The following is an 18107-nucleotide window of genomic DNA, read 5'->3' as shown; positions in this document are numbered from 1 at the left end:
GCCGGCACGTCAGCATACCCTGCCGTTTTCCGCCAGGAAGTCGAGCAGGGCCCTGATGCGCGAGGGCAGGGGGCCACCCTGGCCGATATGGATCGCGTGAAAAGCTTCCTTCTCGCCCGCGTCGAGATGGGCGAGCACCGGCACGAGCCGCCCGGCGGCAATGTCGTCGCGCACGGTGAAGGCGGCGAGGCGAGCGATGCCGACGCCGGAAAGCGCGAGATGGCGCAATCCCTCGCCGTCGCTCGCCTGCACGCGGCCCGTGGCCGGCACGATGGCGGTCGCGCCATTTTCGCTGAGCGGCCAGCCGTCGACGGCGCGGGCATAGCCGAAGCCGAGGCGATTGTGCCGCTCGAGGTCGGCGATGCTGTGCGGTTCGCCGCAGCGGTCCAGATAGGACGGGGCGGCGACGATCATCAGTGCCGTTTCCCCAAGTTTCCGCGCCACGAGGCTAGAGTTTTTCAGCGGTCCCGCCCGGATTGCCACGTCGGTGCGTTCCGCCAGCAGGTCGACCACCGCATCGGTCTGCACGATGTCGAGCGTGACGCCGGGATGGCGTGACAGAAACGCCGGCAGCACCGGTGCGAGAATGTGGTTGGCGTAGGAAGCGCTGGTGTTGACGCGCACGCGCCCGACCGGTTGCTCGCCGGCACTCGCCGCGCGCTCGGCATCCTCCAGATCGGCGAGAAGGCGCGTCGCCCGCTCGTAGAAGGCGCAGCCCTCGGGCGTGAGCTGGAGCTGCCGCGTCGAGCGGTTGAGCAGCCTCGCGCCCAGCCGGGATTCCAGCCGCGCGATCAGCTTGCTCACGGCGGAAGGCGTCATGCGCGCCGCGCGGGCGGCGGGCGAGAAGCCGCCGAGTTCGACCACGCGCACGAACACGTCCATCTCGCCGGAGCGGTTGATTTCAATGCGTGCCATGTTGACTTCATCTCACAAGTGATTTTCCCAAGCGCATTCTATTTCATCCGATGCCGGCGGTCTATCTTCTTGGGACAGTGTTCCGCAAGAAGATCGAGACTGAACCATGCCTCTGGCACTCTATGCCCTGACAGCCGGCGCCTTCGGCATCGGCGTCACCGAATTCGTCATCATGGGCCTCCTGCTGGAGGTCGGTCGCGAGCTGAACGTCACCATCGCCGCCGCCGGGCTGCTGATTTCCGGCTATGCGCTCGGCGTCACCATCGGCGCGCCAGTGCTGACCGTGCTCACCGCCCGCTGGCCGCGCAAGCAAGTGCTGGTCGGGCTGATGGTCATTTTCGTCGTCGGCAATGCGGCCTGCGCGCTCGCGCCGACCTATGGCTGGCTGATGGCCGCGCGGGTGCTGACGGCGCTCACCCACGGCACCTTCTTCGGGGTCGGGGCCGTGGTGGCGACCGGCCTTGTCGCCGAAGACAAGCGCGCCTCGGCGATCGCCGTCATGTTCACCGGCCTGACGGTCGCGACCGTGCTCGGGGTGCCGTTCGGCACTTGGCTCGGCCAGCATTATGGATGGCGCGCTACCTTCTGGGCGGTGACGCTGGTGGGGCTGGCCGCTCTCGCCATCCTGGCCCTTCTGGTGCCGCAGGACCGGACACGGCCCGAGGTCTCCGACTGGCGGGCCGACCTGCGCGCCATCTCTCGCCGCCCGGTCCTGCTGGGACTTCTGACGACCGTGTTCGGCTATGCCGGCGTCTTCGCCGTCTTCACCTATGTCGCGCCATTGCTGACGCAGATCAGCGGTTTTGACAACAGCGCCGTCTCGCCGGTCCTGCTGGTCTTCGGCGGCGGGCTGGTCGCGGGCAATCTGCTGGGCGGCAGGCTGGCCGACCGCGATCTCGTCCGCGCCATCCTCGGCACGCTGGCGGCGCTCGCTCTCGTGCTCGCGCTGATGACCTTCGCCTTCGACAACCGGATCGGCGCCATTGTCTTCACCGGCCTGCTCGGCGCGGCCGGCTTCGCCACCGTCGCGCCCTTGCAGATGTGGGTACTCTCGAAGGCCGAAGGCGCGGGCCAGAGCCTTGCATCCAGTTTCAATATCGGCGCCTTCAATCTCGGCAACGCCATCGGCGCCTGGGCCGGCGGCGTGGTCATCGACCACGGCCCGGGCCTTGCGCTGGTGCCGATTACCGCCGCGCTGTTTCCGCTTCTCGCCATCGTTACCGCGTTGATCGCCGTGCGGGCGAGCCGGCGCGCGGCCCTCGCACCTTCCTGCAACCCGATCTCATAAGGAGAGTCTTCCAATGGATTATCGACCGCTCGGCAAATCCGGCCTCAAGGTGCCGGTCCTCAGCTTCGGCGCAGGCACATTCGGCGGTTCCGGCCCGCTCTTCGGCAACTGGGGCACATCCGACGCCACGGAAGCCCGCCGCCTCGTCGATATCTGCCTCGATGCCGGCGTCAACCTGTTCGACACGGCCGACGTCTATTCCAGCGGTGCTTCCGAGGAGGTGCTGGGCGAGGCGATCAAGGGCCGGCGCGATGCGGTGCTGGTCTCGACCAAGACCGGGTTGCCGATGGGCGACGGGCCGAACGATGCCGGCACGTCACGCTTCCGGCTGATCCGGGCCGTCGAGGATGCGCTGCGCCGGCTACAAACCGACTATATCGATCTCCTCCAGCTTCACGCCTTCGATGCCGGCACGCCGGTCGAGGAAGTGCTGTCGACGCTCGATACACTGGTTCGCAGCGGCAAGGTCCGCTATGTCGGCGTCTCCAACTTCTCCGGCTGGCAGGTGATGAAATCGCAGGCCGTGGCCGACCGCTATGGCTGGCCGCGCTACGTCGCCCATCAGGTCTATTATTCGCTGGTCGGGCGCGATTACGAATGGGAGCTGATGCCGCTAGGCGCGGACCAGGGCCTCGGCGCGATGGTCTGGAGCCCGCTTGGCTGGGGACGGCTGACCGGGAAAATCCGTCGCGGCGCGCCGCTTCCCGAAGGCAGCCGCCTGCACGAGACCGCGAGCTTCGGCCCGCCGGTGGAGGACGAACACCTCTATCGCGTCGTCGATGCGCTCGACGCCGTCGCGGACGAAACCGGCAGGACGGTGCCGCAGATCGCGCTCAACTGGCTGCTCCAGCGCCCGACCGTCTCCTCGGTCATCGTCGGCGCGCGCAACGAGGCGCAGCTTCGACAGAACCTCGGCGCGGTCGGCTGGAACCTGACGCCGGAGCAGGTGGCGAGGCTTGACGCGGCCAGCGCCGTCACAGCACCCTATCCCTATTTCCCCTATCATCGGCAGGAGGGCTTTGCCCGATTGAACCCGCCGGCGGTTTAGGAAACGATAGAGGCACAGGCAGCGAAGAGTAAGAGCGACCCATGTTGAACCACCCACAGACCACCTATCGCGCATGGACCTGGACGGAAAAGGGCGAGTCGGCAACCCTGCGCATCGCGGAAAAGGCGTTGCCGAAACCCGGGCCGGGGGACGTTCTCGTCGCCAACCGGGCGATCGGGCTCAATCCGGTCGACTGGAAAGTGATCCAGCGGGGGCATGCCGACTGGAAGCCGGGGCACGTGCCCGGTGTCGACGGTGCCGGCATCATCGCCGCCGCCGGCGAGGGCGTGCATCTGCCGGAAGGGCTTCGCGTCGCCTATCATCAACGTCTTCTGCGCGACGGAAGCTTTGCCGAATACACGCTGGTGCGCGCCGAAAGCCTTCTGCCGATCCCGGCGGAGATGACCGACGCGGTGGCGGCGAGCCTGCCCTGTCCCGGTCTCACCGCATGGCAGGCATTCGCCAAGATTCCGCCGGAGCCGGACCGGGACGTGCTTGTCACCGGCGCTGGAGGCAGCGTCGGATTGTTGCTGGCGCAACTGGCGGTCGGGCAGGGCTGGCGCATATGGGTCACGGCGGCGAAGGCCCATCATGAGGGGCTGAAGGGGCTCGGGATCGCAGGCGCCTTCGACTATCGGGACGAAAGCTGGCGGACGGCGCTTCAGGCCGCGCTCGGGCCGCGCCGCCTGTTTGCGGCTTTCGATACGGTGAGCGGCGATCACGCCCGGTCGCTCGCGCCGATGATCGGCTATAACGGCCATCTCGTCTGCATTCAGGATCGCCTCGAAGCCGCACCGCTGCCGGGGTTCACGACGGCGCTTTCCCTGCATGAGGTGGCCCTGAACAGCGTCCACGCCCATGCGACCGAGCGCGACTGGCGGGAGTGGCGGGAAACGGGCGCCCGTCTTTTCCGGCGGGTCGCCGTCGGCAATCTGCGCCTGCCGCCCATCCATGTCGCCGGTTTCGACAGCCTGCCGGAGAAGCTGGGCCTGTTCAAAGCGCAGTCGCTCAAGGGGAAGGTGGTCGTCACCGTCTGATCGTGCGCGCTCGTTCCCTGCCGTGTCACATTCCGGGCCCCGCCGTTGTCATGTCTTTCGTAACGGCAATGTTCAAAGGAGACGACGATGGTCAGCGGGAATAAAGCGACGATTGATCCTGAAGCGAAGAACCTCACGCTTGTCAACGTTTATGAGGTCGAGTCGGGCAGGCAGGCGGAACTGGTGGCGGCGCTTTCGGAAGCGACCGAAAGCACCATCCGGCATCAGCCCGGCTTCCTGTCGGTCAGCATCCACAGCAGCCTCGATGGCAAGAAGGTGGTGAATTACGCGCAATGGGCGTCGAAGGAACACTTCGAGGGCTTCATAAAGAAGCCGGAAACGCAGGAGCAGCTCAAGACATTCGCCGGGCTTGCGAAGTCGGTTGCGCCCGGCCTCTACCGGGTCGATGCGGTCCACGCGCAATAGTCGGCAGATGAACGACCTTCCCCCCGATCCGTCATTCTCCGAACTGCGTCCCCGGCTCATCCGGCTGGCGTACCGGATGCTCGGCTCGGTGGCGGATGCCGAGGACGTCGTTCAGAATGCCTATCTCCGCTGGCTGGCGATGGAGCGTGATGCGGTCCGCGAGCCGGCGGCCCTGCTGCGCACCATCGTCACGCGCCTGTGCCTGAACGAGCTGAAATCCGCCCGGCGCAGGCGCGAGACCTATATCGGGCCGTGGCTGCCCGAACCCGTCGTCGATGATGGAGGCCCGGAGCCCGTCGACGACATCACGCTGCCGCTGATGATCGCGCTGGAACGTCTGTCGCCGCTGGAGCGAGCGGCCTTCCTGCTTCACGACGTTTTCGGCATGGGCTTCGACGATATCGCCAGCGCAATCGGACGCCAGCCGGCGGCATGCCGCAAGCTTGCCAGCCGGGCGCGCGAGCATATCCGATCGGCGCGGCCGCGTTTTCCGGTGACGAAGGAACAGGGGCTGGAGATCGCCGCCGCCTTCTTCGCCGCCTCCCGCAACGGCGACATGGACAGGCTGCGCTCCCTGCTGACCGAGGATGTGACCGCCTGCGCGGACGGCGGCGGCAAGGTGCCGGCCTCGCCGCAGCCGTTGACCGGCATTGCGGACGTGATGGAGCGGCATGCCCGGATGGCGCGGGAATTCGCCCGGTCGCCGTCGCTTCTCGTCCGCTACGCCGTCATCGACGGGCTTCCCGGCTTTGTCACGGTTGAACAGGGCGGGATCGTGCAGACCACGGCCTTGCAGATCGAGCAGGGGAAGGTGAGTGCAATCTACGTCGTGAGAAACCCGGACAAGCTGCGCCACCTGGAGGGTATTTGCGTGCAATAGGCCCTGGACGATAGCCGGGTTCTCATGCAAGCCTTTCCTGCGCCAGCGCCTCTCGAACGGCAGGGCGTGCCAGGACCGTGCGCATCAGCCGGGCCCAGAGCGGCCACGCCGTCTCCATATCGAGGCCGATCCGCCCGCCCCACAGCCAGAACACGACGAGATAGGCATCGACGATGGTGTATTGCCCCGGCACGGCCCAGTCCCGCCCGTCCGACAGGACGTGTTCGATGTGGTCGTGCGCGGCGTTGATTATCTCCAGCCCTGCGGATTTCACGGCGTCGTAAAGGGCGGTATCGGTCACGACGCGCTGCGGGCGCCAGAGCTGGCCGTAGCCCATGCCGTGCAAGGTGCCGGAGAGCCAGTTCATCCATTCCAGACAGCGTGCCCGACCGGCCGGATCGGCCGGCATCAATCGGCAATCTGGATGGCTGGCGGCAAGGAAGAACAGGATGGCGGGCGCTTCCGTCAGCAGGTTGGCCGCTCCGCCGGCGCTGCCCGGCACGCCGCTCAGGGCCGGCACGCGCCCCTTGGGGTTGAGCGCCAGATAGTCCGGCGTCGTGGTTCCCTCGCCGTTCTTCGCGGAGCGGATCTCCGCCTCGTAGGGCAGGCCGATCTCCTCCAGCACGATATGGACGGCGAGCGAACAGGCGCCGGGCGAATGATAAAGACGATACACGGGAACCTCCGATCTTCCGTTCCGGCCCCGGAGTCTATGCTTGCAGAAAATGGAATCCATATGCCATTCATGCAATGAATGATTTCATTTACTGGAATGAAAGATGGACCGCCTCGACGAACTGGCCGTTCTGGTCGCCATTATCGACACCGGCAGTCTCGCCGCGGCGGCAAGGCGGCTGAACCGGTCCGCGCCGGCGATCACCCGGGTTCTCGCCAGCCTCGAGGGCCGCACGGGCGAGCGTCTGCTGGTCCGCAATTCCCGCCGCATGGAGCCGACGCCGAGGGGAGCCGCCCTCGCGGAGGAGGCGCGCCATCTTCTCGCTCTCTACGGCACGCTGACCGGAGCCATTCCCGCGGGCCGCAACATCAGACGGCTGCGGATCACGGCGCCGGTGCTGTTCGGGCGCCGCCACGTCGCCCCGATCCTTGCGCGGCTGCTCGATGAGGAGCCGGACCTGCAATGCGAGTTCATGATGCAGGACCGCGTTCTCGATCTCGTTGACGAGCGGATCGATATCGCCATCCGGATCGGTTCTGCGAACGAGCGGGAATTGCCGGCGACCCGGCTCGGTAGCCTGAAGGGCGTCATGGTTGCGGCGCCCGGCTATCTGAACGCGCACGGCATCCCGCAGGCGCCGCGCGACCTGGCCGCTCATCAGGTCGTCCTTGGCCTGCGCGGTGGCTACGTATCGCAATTGCGTTTCTCGGAAGCGGGACGCCGGCTTCTGCCGCGATTGCGCGGCCGGCTTGCCGTCGACGATATCGCAACCCGCCTGCGCTTCGTGCTCGACGGCGGCGGGCTCGGGCAATTCCTGTCCTATCAGGTCTTCGACGAACTGCGCGACGGCCGGCTGGTGCGCGTCCTTGCCGATTACGAGCCGCCCGCCTTGCCGGTTCACCTGTTGCGGAGACGGACCCTGCGCGACGATCCGCTCGTTCAGCGCGTGATCGACCGGCTGACGGCCGGCCTGCGGGAAAATCCCGTTCTGACGGAGCATGACCGGGCCGATTGACCCGTCCGGGCGATCCGTTACGCTCGCATAACGATCGCCGGAGGGCTGTCGCGCATGGGAAAGAAAAACGCATTCCGGCGCCCGGCGGTGCGCAACGAATTGTCACAAAAAACGTTTACCTACCGGACGAAGTATAAGGAGAACACGCATGTCTGATCTCATTGTCGTCGGTTTCGATCATCCGGAAGAAGCCGACAGGGTGCTTTTGAAGCTCGCCAGCCTCAAGAAGGAATATCTGGTCGATCTGGAGGACGCGGTCGTGGTCATCCGCGATGCGGAAGGCAAGGTCCACCTGAAGCAGAGCGTGAACCTGCCCGCGCTCGGAGCGACATCCGGCCTGATTTCCGGCTCGCTCTGGGGCGCCCTCGTCGGCCTGCTGTTCCTCAATCCGCTCGCCGGCCTTGCTATCGGCGGTCTGGCCGGTGCCGGCGCCGGCGCCCTGTCCGGCTCCCTGACGGATTACGGCATCGACGACAAGTTCATCAAGTCGCTCGGCGAAACCATCCCGAACAATTCCTCGGCTCTTTTCGTGCTGGTGCGCAAGGCGCAGCCTGAAAAGGTGCTGGCCGAATTCGAGGGGTTGCGCGGCCGCGTCCTGAAGACGTCGCTTTCGCCGGCGCAGGAAGCACGGCTGCAAACCGCACTTTCCGGCCAGGCGACCGCTGGCGCGCACGTCGTTCCGAGCGCGTCCTGATATCCGGGCGGGCGCACCGCCCGCTTCCATCCGTTGTTATCGAAGGGGCGGGGGCGTGACGTATCCGCCCTTCACATCGCGCCTATGCCGCGCAGGAAAATTTCCAGCCGCTTCCTGATATGCTCGCGGCGCTGGGTGCGTTCGCCGGCGGTTTTCAGCCGTCTGCGCGGCAGAAGCGCGCCGAAGACGATGTCCATCAGCATTCCGGCGCAGACGAGGGTGTCCTCCGACCGTATCCTTCCGCGACAGTTCTCCCGGTCGAGCCACTCGATCAGCTCCTCGCGGGCGCGAATGATGCCGTTTTCGTAGAGATAGTCGGACAGTTCGGGAAGTTGCTGCGATTCCCGGACGATGAGCCTCAGCACTGCTTCCCTTTCCACATCCTCCTCGTCGGGAATGTCCAGCCGGAAGATCCGCGACAGCGTTTCCAGCGGCGGCAGATCTTCGTCGGCCGGCCGCGGCAGGTCAAGCATGACATGGCGGTGTTCGCGCACGACTTCCGCAAACAGGCGCGTCTTGTTCTCGAACAGTTCGTAGATCGAGCGTTTGGATACTTTGGCCTTCGCCGCCACGATGGCCGTGGTGGTGCGTGCGAAACCGAGTTCGACGAATGCCGCGTAGGCCGCCTGAAGGATGGCCTTGCGGCGTTCCTCGTCGCTGACCATGCGGGGCCGCCCGCGCCGCGCGGGAGGCCCCGCTGCGGTGTCGCCTTCGGAATACTGGAGTTTTCCGGTTGACATTCAAACTTCCGCAGGATTATTGATACTCATAAGTACCATATATACCAATGATCATGGGTCCCGCAACCTTCGCATCAGGATGAAGGCCGGAAAACAAGACCGTGACGAATGACATGAAAGGAAGATCGATGCAGCATTCCCGTCCCACTGCCGGGCTTTTTTCGGCCATCCTGCTGGTTGCCATGTCGGTGTCGCCCGGGGCGGGATCGCTCGTCGGCGCGGCCCACGCAGCCGGCCAGACGCCGGTCAAGAAGATCGAGCAGCCGGCGAAGCAGCAACAGAAGGCCGCCACGCAGAAGGCTGCCGCCTGGAAGAAGGGCGGCAAGTACAGCGGCAAGGGGGCTGCCGTGACCGACTACCGGCGCTATAATCTCAAGACGCCGCCGAAGGGCCATCGCTGGGTTCGGGAAGGCAACCAGTATCTTCTCGTCGCCACGGCAACGGGCGTCATCGCGGCCATCGCGGGCAACTGACCGTCTGGAATCCGGCCTGTCCGGCCCGTGTTTCCGGTTTGACTGCATACCGGGCCGGCAGAATGGTGGAGGAGAGCAGGGTGCAATCACGGCGTGAATTTCTGGTCGCGGGGTTGCTGGCGGGCGCGGCGGTAGCGCTTGGGCCCGCCCTGTCGATGGCCGACGCCGGGCCGGCTTTCTCCGCCGGGGCGGGGCGGGCGGATGTCGTTTTCGACGCGAGCCTGTTTCCGCTGGACGGGTTCGCCGGGGAGCGCGATCCGCTGGCGGTCCGCGTCCTGTTGCTGGATGGCGGCGCGGCGCGTCTGGCGATTGCCGTGGTGGACCTGACCTCGATCTCCGATGCGGTGATTGCCCGCTTCAAGGCGATCCTCGGCGAGGTCGCGGGCGTCGAAGCCGGCAACGCCATCGTCTGCGCCAGCCATACCTTTTCCGCGCCGCATGTCTTTGCGCCCGGGCAGGCGCCGGGCGGCAGCGACACCGCCTCCAACGATGCCGCGCTACAGGCGTTCGATGCGGCGGTCCACACGGCTGCGACGCAGGCGGCTTCCGTCTTGCAGCCGGCGACGCTGGGCTTCGGGCAGGGCATCAGCCGGGTAAACGTCAACCGCGATGTGGAAACGCCGTCCGGCTGGTGGCTCGGTGCCAACGACGCCGGATATTCCGACCCTACCCTCGGCGTGCTGCGCATCGACCGCCTCGACGGCAGGCCGCTGGCGATCCTGATGAACTTCGCCGTGCAATCCTCGATCATGGACGGTTCCGAGCGCGCAGAGGGCGGCCGACTGATCACGGCCGATCTCGCCGGCGCGGCCGCGCGTCATGTCGAGGCGCATTTCGGTGCCGATACGGTGGCGCTGTTCCTGGTCGGGGCGGCGGGTGATCAGGCGCCCTATCTTCAGGCCAGCCGCCATGTCGTCGCTGAAGACGGCAGCGTCGGGCGGAGCGATATTCACGAGGCCGGGTTCACGCTGGTCGATCTGCTTGGCGAAAGGCTGGGCGGCGAGGCGGTGCGGGTGGCCGGAGGGATCGAGGCGGGTCCGGTGCCGGCGCTCGAAATCCGGCGGGAAAGCATTGAGGTCGCCGCTCAGGTCTTCTCGCCGCGCAATGCGCCCAAGGGGCCGGTCACATCCTTTGATTACGAGCCGGGCGGCACGGTCGAGGTTCCGATCGTGCTCATGCGCCTTGGTGACGTCGTTCTGGTCGGCGTCCAGCCGGAGCTTTCCGCCAGCATCGGCGCGCGGATCAGGGAAAGCTCGCCGTTTGCCCTGACCCTTGTCGCGACGATGGTCGATGGCGCGGCCAAGTACATGCCGGACGCGCAAGGCTACGACCGTTTCACCTACGAGGCGCGCAGCGCACCCTTTGCCAAAGGCGCGGCGGAGGCTGCGGCCTCCGGCATCATCGAGCATATCAACCGAATGAAAGAGGCCGGAAATTGAAGGAGACCAATGCCATGCACTCCCGCAGGGATTTTCTGATCATGGGTTCGGGCGCCGCCGCGCTTGCGACCGTCGGCGTGCCGGCCTTCGCTCATGACGCGCACGGCCATGCGAAATCCGTCACTGCCGTCACCGAGGTCTTCGGGGAGGGCGCGAAGCTGACGGCCGTGGCGGTGGAATACGACGCGCCGGTCGATGGCACGGGTCTTTCCGCCGACAGCTTTACGGTCGAGGGGCGGACCGTCACACAGGTCTTCGCCAGCACCTCCGCCGATCCGGCGGACCGGGCGGACGAGGGCGCCTTCGTCATCGTCGCCCTTTCGCCGGCGGATGCGAACGCCGCACTGGCCGAGAAGATCGGCGGGCAGGGCGGCAACGGCGGCGGTCCCGGCGGTGGGGGTGGCCGTGGCGGTCCGGGTCAGGCGGGGGATATCCCCACCTACGATACGACCTATCCGCCCGCCAGCGCGACCGTCGTGCAATCCGGCCCGGTGACGCTGGCGGACGGCCACGTCGTCGAGGCGAGCGACAGCGCCTTCGAAACGACAAAGATCGAGAACCTGATCGTCGACGATTTCCGGCAGCTCGAATTCAACGACCCGGAAACGGGCAAGCTGCTGCGCTACAATCTCTTCGTGCCGAAGAACTACGATGCCGGCACCTCCTATCCGCTGGTGCTGTTCATGCATGACGCGGGCGCGACGAGCGATCAGACGCGCACGACCCTGTTCCAGGGCCTCGGCGCGGTCGTGTGGGCGAGTCCGGAGGATCAGGCCGCGCGGCCAGCCTTCGTGCTGGCGCCGCAATTCGCCGAGATCATCGCCGATGACGATTCACATACTTCGGACGCGCTCGACGCCACGATCAACCTCATCAAGACGCTGGCCGGCGAATACAGCATCGACACGAACCGGCTCTACACGACTGGCCAGTCGGGCGGCTGCATGATGTCGATTGCCATGAACATCAAATATCCCGATTTCTTCGCCGCCTCCTTCCTCGTCGCCGGGCAATGGGGTCCCGAACTGGTCCGGCCCATCGCGAAGAACAAGCTGTGGATTCTGGTGTCGCAGGACGACGCCAAGGCCTTTCCCGGCCAGAACGCCATCACCGAGGTTCTCGAAGCGGAAGGGGCGACGATCAGCCGCGCGACCTGGGATGCGCGGTGGACGCCCGAAGAATTCCGCACCGCCTTCGACGAGATCGATGCCGAGGGCAGCCCGATCAACTATGTGACCTTCGCCCCCGGCACGGTCATTCCCGAGGGCGAATCTGCCGCCGGCGCCAGCGGCCACCGCAACACATGGCGCATCGCCTACACCATCGAACCCATTCGCGAATGGATATTCAGGCAGAGCAGGTAAGTCCGGCCCGCCGGCGTGCGCAGCGGTGCGGGTCGGCAGACGAAATACGAAAGACGAGGTTTGAAATGGTTCGGATATCACGGCGCGGTGCGCTTGCCCTTCTGGGCGGCGGCGGGGTGCTCGCCGGCCTTGCCGCGACCGGAGGTGCGCGGGCGCTGGCCGCTGCCGGACCGCCCGAGGTCCGGCCGCCGCTGCCGCGCGCGCGGCTTCTGGATGCGGACGAGCCGTTGCGGGCCGGGCGGGCCGTCTTCAGCGGCGGGCAGGAGGGTTTCGGCTACAATGGCGGCATTCCGGGGCCGACCATCCGGCTTCGCAACGGGGACGCTTTCGCCCGCCGCGTCGAGAACCTGATGGACCAGCCCACCACGGTCCACTGGCACGGTCTGGTCGCCCCTCAGGACATGGACGGCCAGCCGCACGACGAGATCGCGGCGGGGTCAGGGCGTGACTATGCCTTCCCGATCCGGCAGCGCGCCGGGCTCAACTGGTATCACCCCCATCCGCACGGCACGACGGCGGCGCAGGCCTGGTATGGCCTTGCCGGTTTCTTCGTGATCGAGGACGAGGAGGAAGCGGCGCTCGGCCTGCCGTCGGGCGATCAGGAGCTGTTCCTCGTCATCCGCGACGCCCAGTCCGCCGCCGGCGGGATGTTCGGCTACGTCGCCGACATCGCCGGGACGGAGGGCGAGGTGCCGATGGTTAACGGCGTCGCCTGGCCGCGCACGACGCTTGCGCGCGGTTTTGCCCGGCTGCGCATCCTCAACGGCGCCAATGCGCGGGTGTTCCGGTTGCGCTCGCAAGCCGCGCTGACGGTGATCGGCAATGACGGCGGACTGATCGACACACCTCAGCCGGTGGACGAAATCGAGATGGCGCCCGGCGAGAGGGTCGACGTGCTGATGGACCTGCGCGGCTTCGAGCCGGGTGCGACGGTCGGGCTGAACTGCAACGCCGCCGGCTGGCCCATGCTGGAAATCGAGGTGACTGAAGGGCCGGAAACGGGCTGGGAAATCCCCGGCCATCTTTCGGAGATCGAGACGCTCGTCCATTCCGGCGAGCCCGACCGGACGTTCGTGTTTCAGGAAAACGAACGGATCAACGGCGAAGTCTACGAGATGAACCGGATCGATTTCATCGTGCCCTTCGGCGCCGTGGAACGGTGGCGCTTCGCCAGCGCGCGCGGAGCGCCGCACCCCATCCATGTCCACGGCGCGCATTTTCAGGTGCTGGAGGGAACGGTGCCGAACGGCGGTGTCCGTGCCGTCCGCCCGTGGGAACGCGGCTGGAAGGATACGGTGAACGTGCGCACGCACGAGACGGTGGATGTTCTCGTGCGTTTCGACGTCTATGAAGGGCGCTACCTGTTGCATTGCCACAAGCTCGAACACGAGGACCACGGGATGATGATGAATTTCGTCGTGTCGAGGAACCCGGACGAAGCCCGCAAACGGGCCGAGCTGGAGCGGCTTTACGGGCCGATCTGCTTCTCGGAGGCCTGAGGCCGGGCCTTCCATGACCATCTGGCGGCGAGGATCGCGCACAGGAGGATTGCACATGATCATCGGAATTTCCGTCTTTCGACGGTTCGCCGCGGGATTGACCCTCGTGCTCGCCATGCCGGTTCAGCTTCTTGCGCAGACGGCCGGACCCGCCGATCTGCCTGCGGTCGCGCCCGTCATCTCCTGCGCCGCGCTTTCCGGTGTCGACCTGACTGCGATCGGCGGGGAGGGTAGCGCCGTCACCTCGGCAAGCGAGACCACCAGCGACGGCATTCCCGTCTGCTCGGTCGAGGGGTTGCTTGCGCCGGCCATCCACTTTCAGGCGCTGCTGCCCACCGAAAGCTGGACGCAGCGTTATCTTCAGGTCGGCTGCGGCGGGCTGTGCGGCTCGATCACGCTGCGCTCCGGCGCCTCGGACGGCTGCCGGGTGCTGAGCGACGGCGGCTTCGTCATGGCCGCAACCGACATGGGCCATGATGGTCGCGAGGCCGACTGGGGCCTCGACGCGCAGAAGCGGCAGGATTTCGCCTTCCGCGCCCAGCATCTGACCGCCGCCGCCGTGCGGGCGCTGATCCACACCTTCTACGGACAGACGGAGCGCTATTCCTATTTCAACGGCTGCTCCGACGGAGGCCGCGAGGCGCTGATGGAGGCGCAGCGCTTCCCGGAGGATTTCGACGGCATCATCGCCGGCGCTCCGGCCATGCTGTTTCAGGTGCAGAACACGCTTTATCACGGCTGGCAGGCGGTCTCGAACACGGACGCGGAGGGCAGGGTGATCCTGACCTCGGACAAACTGCCGGTCCTGCATCGCGCGGTCGTTTCCGCCTGCGATGCCCTCGACGGGGCCGAGGACGGGCTGATCGCCGATCCGGCCGCCTGCCGCTTCGACCTGTCGGAGATCGTCTGCGCGGAAGAAGCGGCAGACACCTCCGCCTGCCTGACCCGGGCTGAAGCCGAGGTGGCGCGGAAATTCTACGAAGGCCCGCGCGATCCGCAGACCGGCGCCTTCCTGACCGCCGGCCAGCCACTTTACGGTTCGGAACTGGAATGGCAGGGCGTCTATGTCGCCGACAGCGCCGATGGCCGCCTGATGAGCGAAATGGCCGCGCTGCCGGTGCTGCGCACGCTGGCGTTTCCCGAACCCAAGGGCGATGCCTTCACGCTGGCCGACCTGGCATTCACCGAGGCGACGCTCGATGCCCTGCGCCCGCGCCACCCGCTGTTCGATGCGACGAATGCAGATCTTTCCGCCTTCGCCGAAAAGGGCGGCAAGCTGATCCTCTGGCACGGCCTGGCCGATCCGCATATCGCGCCGGCCAATACGCTGGCCTATCACAAGGCTCTGGAGGCCCATCTGGGCGCGGACACCGTGGCGGGTTTCGAACGCCTCTACCTGCTACCGGGCGTCGGACATTGCGGCAATGGCGAAGGTCCGGCGAACCTCGATCTCCTGTCGGCGATGATGGCCTGGGTCGAAGGCGGCAGCGCGCCCGACGTGATCATCACCCGCTCGGCTTCGGAGGCGAGCAGCTTCGGTGCCCCCGATTTCGACGGCAAGGGCGAGGCCCCGCAGCACGGTGGAAACCGGCCGCCGCGCGCCTCGACGTTGCCTGCGATGACCCGGCCGGTCTATCCTTGGCCCGCCGTCGCGCGGTACACGGGCACGGGCGACGTGACCGAGGCGGCGAACTGGGAAAAGGGCGGTCCGGCCGGGGTCGTGCCGCTGCGCGACTGGCCGGGAGCGGACCTGTTCGGTCCCTACACGCCGACCGACGACTGATCTCTCGACGAACCTCCATTCCCATCGAAGGGTGCCTGCATGATGATCAAGACGATTGCCGCGGTTTTCAGCCTTGCCCTCGGCGTGACGCTGCCGGCAATCGCGCAGGCGCAGGCCGCTCCGCCGAAAACGGCTTTCGTGAAGCTGGGCACCGGCGTTCCCGCCGTTCTTTACGAACCAGCGAACCCGGGCGACAAGAGTGCGATTGCGGTTTTCGTCATGCATGCCGGCGGGGATTATCTGCAATTTTCCGCCTGCACCGAGCTTTCGCAACGCGGCTACCGGGTGCTGTGCGCCAATAATTCGACTGGCAAGAGCGGCTCCGGCAGCGATATCGGTATCGATAAAATGCTGATCGAGGCGAAGCTCGGCGTCGATTACCTGCGCAATCGCGGCGATGTGCGCAAGGTCGTGCTGCTCGGCCACAGCGGCGGCGGCGCGCTGATGGCGGCCTACCAGAACATTGCCGAAAACGGGCTGAAGGCCTGCCAGGGGCCGGAAAAGATCCTCAAATGCCCGGACAGCGTTGCGGGTCTCACCCCTGCCGACGGGCTGATGCTGGTCGACGCCAATTACGGCCTTGGTGGCATGGTGCTGTTCAGCCTCGATCCGGCGGTCGTGGACGAGGCGAGCGGTCAGGCCTTCAATCCGGATTTCGACCTGTTCGATCCGAAGAACGGTTTCGACGCCGAAGGCTCGCATTATAGCCGCGACTTCGTCGCCTCCTTCCAGAAAGCGGTCGGACAGCGCAATACGCGCCTCATCGACGCCGCCCTTGCACGCCTTGCCGCTATAGAATCCGGGCATGGACGCTTCGCCGACGACGAGCCCTTCACCGTGCCGGGGGCGAATTACAGCGCGCCGAACAACAAGCTCTATGCGCAGGACATTTCGCTTCTGTCGCATACGAGCAAGCCCCGGCCCCTGCTGCACAAGGACGGCAGTTCGACGACCGAAATCGTCCGCAGCGTGCGCGTGCCGCAAAATACCGCGCTGATGACGCGATCGTTCCGGGAGGGCGCGCTGAGGACGACCGTGAAGACATTCCTCAGCACCTATTCGGTGCGCGTCGGCCCGGACTTTTCCTACGATGCCGACAGCATTCGCGGCGTCGACTGGCAATCGAGCTATACGACGCCGATCGGCAGCGTGCAGAAGATCTCCGCGCCGTTGCTGGCGATGGGCATGACTGCTGGGTGGGAATATCTGGCGGCGGAAATGATCTACGAGAACGCGGCAAGCGCCGACAAGTCCATCGCCTTCGTCGAGGGCGCCGGCCATCTCTACACGACCTGCAAGGAATGCGAGAAGACCGAGGGCGCGTTCGGCGACACGCTGAAGACGACCTACGACCACATCGATCGATGGCTCGCCGCGCCCGGGCGCTTCTGAACGACGGTACGTTTGCGAAGAAGGCGCCAACCGCCCGCCGGGCAGGTTCTGCGGCTTAGTAACCTTTTAAGCATAGCCGGGTATGCTGCCTTGATTAACTCCCGATCAAAAAGGGGGCAGGAAAGAAGCGCGAGGCTAACCGTTTCATGTCTTCTTGCCAGCGCCCGAAGCGGTCTGGTCGTTTCTTGCCTTCAGATAGAAAAACCGCAGCATTACGTTACGGATTCATGCCGAATGGAGCGTGGCGGCAGCGTCTGGCCGGAGGCAATACGAGCAGCGCGAGAAAGGGATGTCCCTTTCGTCATCGTCCAATGAGTGGGCGCATACCGTGAATGTCCGACTTCCGACGTTCCGTTGCTTTCCGACACGGGGAGAAGGCACGGATCGATATCTTCATATGAGGCACGCATGTCTTTCCTCGAAAACGCACGAATTCGCACCAAGATCCTCTCCGTGATCGTCCCCGTCTGCCTGATCGGCATCGGTGGCGTCGCATTCATGTCGAATAACTTCAAGGCCGCCGACACCGACTATTCCAACTATATCGCCATCGACGCCTCAGCGGCGGTGGAAACCTTCCGCGCCAACTCCGCGATCATCGGATTTGGGCTGGCCTCCTACGAATACGTTCAGATGCGCGAGCAGTCGCTGGATACGAGCGCCGTCGAAAAGCGCTACGCGGGCGACGTCGACACTTATTTCAGGCGGATGGAAACGGCCAAGACACTTGTCCCGTCCATGTCGCAGAAGGTCGATGAGCTGACCGCTCTCGCCCGGACTGCCGCCGAGCGCGCCGACCGCGTCTTCGAACTGGGCAAGGCCGGACGCCTGGAGGAAGCCAGACGCGCCGTGCAGGAGGTGGGACCGGCCATAGAAACTTACCGTGAAAGCTCGCGGGTCTGGAACGCGCAGAACATGCAGGCCGTGATCGACGGATCTGAAACGCTGACCGCACGCACGGACCGCACGATCCTGATGTCGCTGATTGCATTGGGAATCGTGTTCCTTGCCGGCATCCTGGCGTCGCTGCTCATGGTGTCGCGCGGGATCACGGGTCCGATTGAGCGGCTTCGTGGTCGGATGCTTTCGCTTGCGGGTGGCGAGACGCAGGCCGAGATTGCGGGTCTCGGTCGCAAGGATGAGGTCGGGGAGATGGCGCAGGCAGTTTCCGTGTTCCGCGACAATGCGCTGGAACGCATCCGCCTGGAACGGGAAGCCGAAGCCAACCGCAGCCTGTCGGAGAAGGAGCGCATCGAGCGCGAGGCGCAGAGGGCCCGGGAGGCCGAAGAGGTCCGGTTCGCCGTCGACAACCTGGCCGCCGGCCTTTCGAAGCTGTCCGACGGCGACGTGTCCTACCGCATCGCCCAGCCGTTTGCGGCTACGCTCGACGCCGTGCGCAACGACTTCAACGCTTCGGCGGAGAAGTTGCAGTCCGCGC

At 65.9% G+C, this 18107-nt stretch carries 17 protein-coding genes; 14 read left to right on the top strand and 3 right to left on the bottom strand.

Going from position 1 to position 18107, the window contains the following annotated elements:
* Positions 1–9 precede the first annotated feature (9 nt).
* The gene (locus tag NOF55_RS22385; RefSeq protein WP_306413358.1) at positions 10–915 is read right to left on the bottom strand and encodes a LysR family transcriptional regulator; all 906 of its coding nucleotides are present in this window, start codon (positions 913–915) and stop codon (positions 10–12) included.
* Between the two features lie 106 nt (positions 916–1021).
* Between NOF55_RS22385 and NOF55_RS22380 the strand changes: the two genes are divergently transcribed.
* The 5 genes from NOF55_RS22380 to NOF55_RS22360 all read left to right on the top strand — a co-directional run bounded on the left by NOF55_RS22380 (position 1022) and on the right by NOF55_RS22360 (position 5594).
* Positions 1022–2203, top strand: a complete 1182-nt coding sequence (locus NOF55_RS22380; protein ID WP_306413357.1) for an MFS transporter — start codon at positions 1022–1024, stop codon at positions 2201–2203.
* Between the two features lie 13 nt (positions 2204–2216).
* A complete protein-coding gene (locus NOF55_RS22375; RefSeq protein WP_306413356.1) occupies positions 2217–3251 on the top strand; it encodes an aldo/keto reductase in 1035 nt (344 codons plus the stop codon).
* A gap of 41 nt (positions 3252–3292) precedes the next feature.
* Positions 3293–4288 carry a zinc-binding dehydrogenase gene (locus NOF55_RS22370; RefSeq protein ID WP_306413355.1) on the top strand — a complete coding sequence of 332 codons (996 nt, stop codon included), beginning with the start codon at positions 3293–3295 and terminating at the stop codon, positions 4286–4288.
* Positions 4289–4375: 87 nt separating this feature from the next.
* Entirely contained in the window at positions 4376–4714 is a 339-nt protein-coding gene (locus tag NOF55_RS22365; protein WP_306413354.1) for an antibiotic biosynthesis monooxygenase family protein, read from the top strand.
* 7 nt (positions 4715–4721) lie between these two features.
* Positions 4722–5594 (top strand): sigma-70 family RNA polymerase sigma factor, encoded by an 873-nt coding sequence (locus NOF55_RS22360; protein ID WP_306413353.1) that lies wholly within the window; start codon positions 4722–4724, stop codon positions 5592–5594.
* A gap of 22 nt (positions 5595–5616) precedes the next feature.
* On the opposite strand, the gene NOF55_RS22355 is transcribed toward NOF55_RS22360, so the two are convergent.
* The gene (locus tag NOF55_RS22355) at positions 5617–6270 is read right to left on the bottom strand and encodes a glutathione S-transferase family protein (RefSeq protein WP_306413352.1); all 654 of its coding nucleotides are present in this window, start codon (positions 6268–6270) and stop codon (positions 5617–5619) included.
* A gap of 103 nt (positions 6271–6373) precedes the next feature.
* Here NOF55_RS22355 and NOF55_RS22350 point away from each other — a divergent pair, with 103 nt between their 5' ends.
* The gene (locus NOF55_RS22350; RefSeq protein ID WP_306413351.1) at positions 6374–7285 is read left to right on the top strand and encodes a LysR family transcriptional regulator; all 912 of its coding nucleotides are present in this window, start codon (positions 6374–6376) and stop codon (positions 7283–7285) included.
* A gap of 148 nt (positions 7286–7433) precedes the next feature.
* A complete protein-coding gene (locus NOF55_RS22345; protein WP_306413350.1) occupies positions 7434–7979 on the top strand; it encodes a DUF1269 domain-containing protein in 546 nt (181 codons plus the stop codon).
* A 71-nt stretch (positions 7980–8050) separates the two neighbouring features.
* On the opposite strand, the gene NOF55_RS22340 is transcribed toward NOF55_RS22345, so the two are convergent.
* Positions 8051–8719 carry a TetR/AcrR family transcriptional regulator gene (locus tag NOF55_RS22340; protein ID WP_306413349.1) on the bottom strand — a complete coding sequence of 223 codons (669 nt, stop codon included), beginning with the start codon at positions 8717–8719 and terminating at the stop codon, positions 8051–8053.
* 128 nt (positions 8720–8847) lie between these two features.
* Here NOF55_RS22340 and NOF55_RS22335 point away from each other — a divergent pair, with 128 nt between their 5' ends.
* From NOF55_RS22335 to NOF55_RS22305, 7 genes are all read left to right on the top strand, one after another.
* A complete protein-coding gene (locus tag NOF55_RS22335; protein ID WP_306413348.1) occupies positions 8848–9192 on the top strand; it encodes an RcnB family protein in 345 nt (114 codons plus the stop codon).
* Between the two features lie 80 nt (positions 9193–9272).
* Positions 9273–10631, top strand: a complete 1359-nt coding sequence (locus NOF55_RS22330) for a hypothetical protein (RefSeq protein ID WP_306413347.1) — start codon at positions 9273–9275, stop codon at positions 10629–10631.
* A 14-nt stretch (positions 10632–10645) separates the two neighbouring features.
* Complete coding sequence (locus tag NOF55_RS22325; protein WP_306413346.1) at positions 10646–11995, top strand: carboxylesterase family protein; 1350 nt, start codon at positions 10646–10648, stop codon at positions 11993–11995.
* Positions 11996–12060: 65 nt separating this feature from the next.
* Positions 12061–13494, top strand: a complete 1434-nt coding sequence (locus NOF55_RS22320) for a multicopper oxidase family protein (protein ID WP_306413345.1) — start codon at positions 12061–12063, stop codon at positions 13492–13494.
* A gap of 55 nt (positions 13495–13549) precedes the next feature.
* Entirely contained in the window at positions 13550–15277 is a 1728-nt protein-coding gene (locus NOF55_RS22315) for a tannase/feruloyl esterase family alpha/beta hydrolase (RefSeq protein ID WP_306413344.1), read from the top strand.
* A 39-nt stretch (positions 15278–15316) separates the two neighbouring features.
* On the top strand, positions 15317–16669 hold the full coding sequence (locus NOF55_RS22310) for an alpha/beta hydrolase family protein (RefSeq protein WP_306413343.1): 1353 nt from the start codon (positions 15317–15319) through the stop codon (positions 16667–16669).
* A gap of 408 nt (positions 16670–17077) precedes the next feature.
* Positions 17078–18107: methyl-accepting chemotaxis protein (locus tag NOF55_RS22305; RefSeq protein ID WP_306413342.1), on the top strand; the 1030-nt coding region annotated here is incomplete at its 3' end.

The organism is Ectorhizobium quercum, from assembly GCF_026552795.1.
In the GTDB taxonomy this organism is placed as follows: domain Bacteria; phylum Pseudomonadota; class Alphaproteobacteria; order Rhizobiales; family Rhizobiaceae; genus Ectorhizobium; species Ectorhizobium quercum.
The sequence above is the reverse complement of the archived record's forward strand: the minus strand, read 5'-3'. Positions and strand labels throughout refer to the sequence as shown.

Excerpts from the sequence above, each read along its gene's own strand:
- NOF55_RS22345 (WP_306413350.1), top strand. The coding sequence starts at position 7,434 with ATGTCTGATCTCATTGTCGTCGGTTTCGATCATCCGGAAGAAGCCGAC.
- NOF55_RS22370 (WP_306413355.1), top strand. The coding sequence starts at position 3,293 with ATGTTGAACCACCCACAGACCACCTATCGCGCATGGACCTGGACGGAA.
- NOF55_RS22380 (WP_306413357.1), top strand. The coding sequence starts at position 1,022 with ATGCCTCTGGCACTCTATGCCCTGACAGCCGGCGCCTTCGGCATCGGC.
- NOF55_RS22325 (WP_306413346.1), top strand. The coding sequence starts at position 10,646 with ATGCACTCCCGCAGGGATTTTCTGATCATGGGTTCGGGCGCCGCCGCG.
- NOF55_RS22335 (WP_306413348.1), top strand. The coding sequence starts at position 8,848 with ATGCAGCATTCCCGTCCCACTGCCGGGCTTTTTTCGGCCATCCTGCTG.
- NOF55_RS22360 (WP_306413353.1), top strand. The coding sequence starts at position 4,722 with ATGAACGACCTTCCCCCCGATCCGTCATTCTCCGAACTGCGTCCCCGG.
- NOF55_RS22320 (WP_306413345.1), top strand. The coding sequence starts at position 12,061 with ATGGTTCGGATATCACGGCGCGGTGCGCTTGCCCTTCTGGGCGGCGGC.
- NOF55_RS22315 (WP_306413344.1), top strand. The coding sequence starts at position 13,550 with ATGATCATCGGAATTTCCGTCTTTCGACGGTTCGCCGCGGGATTGACC.
- NOF55_RS22385 (WP_306413358.1), bottom strand. The coding sequence starts at position 915 with ATGGCACGCATTGAAATCAACCGCTCCGGCGAGATGGACGTGTTCGTG.
- NOF55_RS22350 (WP_306413351.1), top strand. The coding sequence starts at position 6,374 with ATGGACCGCCTCGACGAACTGGCCGTTCTGGTCGCCATTATCGACACC.
- NOF55_RS22340 (WP_306413349.1), bottom strand. The coding sequence starts at position 8,719 with ATGTCAACCGGAAAACTCCAGTATTCCGAAGGCGACACCGCAGCGGGG.
- NOF55_RS22310 (WP_306413343.1), top strand. The coding sequence starts at position 15,317 with ATGATGATCAAGACGATTGCCGCGGTTTTCAGCCTTGCCCTCGGCGTG.
- NOF55_RS22365 (WP_306413354.1), top strand. The coding sequence starts at position 4,376 with ATGGTCAGCGGGAATAAAGCGACGATTGATCCTGAAGCGAAGAACCTC.
- NOF55_RS22375 (WP_306413356.1), top strand. The coding sequence starts at position 2,217 with ATGGATTATCGACCGCTCGGCAAATCCGGCCTCAAGGTGCCGGTCCTC.